This window comes from Flavobacterium bizetiae, from assembly GCF_902804475.1.
Taxonomy (GTDB): Bacteria; Bacteroidota; Bacteroidia; order Flavobacteriales; family Flavobacteriaceae; genus Flavobacterium; species Flavobacterium bizetiae.
Genome location: NZ_CADCSU010000007.1, coordinates 1 through 1,393, shown reverse-complemented (window position 1 = coordinate 1,393; position 1,393 = coordinate 1). Strand labels below are relative to the sequence as shown.

The following is a 1,393-nucleotide window of genomic DNA, read 5'->3' as shown; positions in this document are numbered from 1 at the left end:
TAGTCATGGTCGGAAGATTATTCTTCCGGCCTTTTTTGTTTTATACTTTAAAAAAAAATGTTTTTATTTATTTTATTTAACACGAATTTTCTTGTTTAATTTACTTGCTTTTTGTATATTTATTACTGTAAAACAGTAATGTATGGCAAATTTTAAAGACCACAAAGTATCCGTTAACGAACTCCTAGGTTTTATTCCTGAAGCGCTTTTGTCACATCTCTCCACTAGTACAAAAGTGGATCACTATTCAAAAGTACTTCATGGTAAAAAAGTATTTTACCTGCTTCTTTATTCCATTATAGATAATGAAAGACTAAGTCAACGGACATTGGAAGATACTTTCAACTATTCAGGTTTTAAAGCTGTTTTTAATTTGGACGAATCTGAAACTGTCAGAAGAAGCTCTATCTCGGAGAGACTCTCTAAGATTGATGCCAATTATTTTAAAGAAATTTTTCAATATATGTATGATCGTTTCTCACAGAGTTATAATCAGCAAGAAAGAGACAAGTACAATTTAATACGCGTTGATAGTACAATTGTATCACAAGCAGCTACAAAGCTTAAAGAAGGGATCGACCAGAATAGTGGCAAGAAGCTTATAAAATTCAGCATTTCCTTTGATGGGATTCTTCCAGCCGGCGTTGAAGTATTTAATAAACAATGTTATTCAGCTGAAGATAACGCCCTGCCTGAAGCCATCTTAAATCAAGTAAAAAAGGACTCTGAACATCGAAATATTTATATCATCGACAGAGGTGTTCAGTCCACTAGGACCATGAAGGAGTTTGATCAGTCTCATATCAAATTTGTAATTAGAGCTAAGGAAAATCGCAAACATGAAGAGATAAAATCCTTAATTGAAGAGAATCAAGATTTAGATATTGGAGATAACTTCTTAATAAAAGACAGCATTATCAATCTCTATACAGGAACTCCCATAAAAAACAAACTAGGAAATACATATTTTAGAGAAGAAAAAGTTGAAAATAAGTTTAGGCTGGTAGTTGTAAAAAACAAAGAAAATCCCAAAAAAGAATTTTGGTTCATTACCAATGATTTTGAACTTACCGCTAAAGAAGTTGCCCAATATTACAGAAAAAGATGGGACATCGAAGTTTTTTTCAGGTTTATCAAACAAGAACTCAATGTCAGTCACTTGGTGTCACTAAGTAAAAACGGAATGGAAGTGATGATTTATATGACTTTAATTGCCGCAATGCTGATTTTAATATATAAAAAAGCAAATGACCTTGGTTATAAAACCGCAAAAAGAAGATTTGGTCTGGAACTAAGGGAACTTATTACTGCAATAATGATAGTCTTCGCAGGCGGAGATCCTTCAAAAGTATTTAAAACATAAAGTGGCCGGAATTTCTTCCGACCACTCTTA

1 protein-coding gene is annotated in these 1,393 nt (G+C 32.6%); it reads left to right on the top strand.

Translation table 11 applies throughout. From position 1 onward, the window contains the following. The first annotated feature begins 142 nt into the window (after positions 1-142). Positions 143-1,363, top strand: a complete 1,221-nt coding sequence (locus FLACOL7796_RS00055) for an IS4 family transposase (protein ID WP_173968576.1) — start codon at positions 143-145, stop codon at positions 1,361-1,363. Positions 1,364-1,393: the final 30 nt, after the last annotated feature.

Coding starts and splice junctions, on each gene's coding strand:
- FLACOL7796_RS00055 (WP_173968576.1), top strand. CDS start 143: ATGGCAAATTTTAAAGACCACAAAGTATCCGTTAACGAACTCCTAGGT.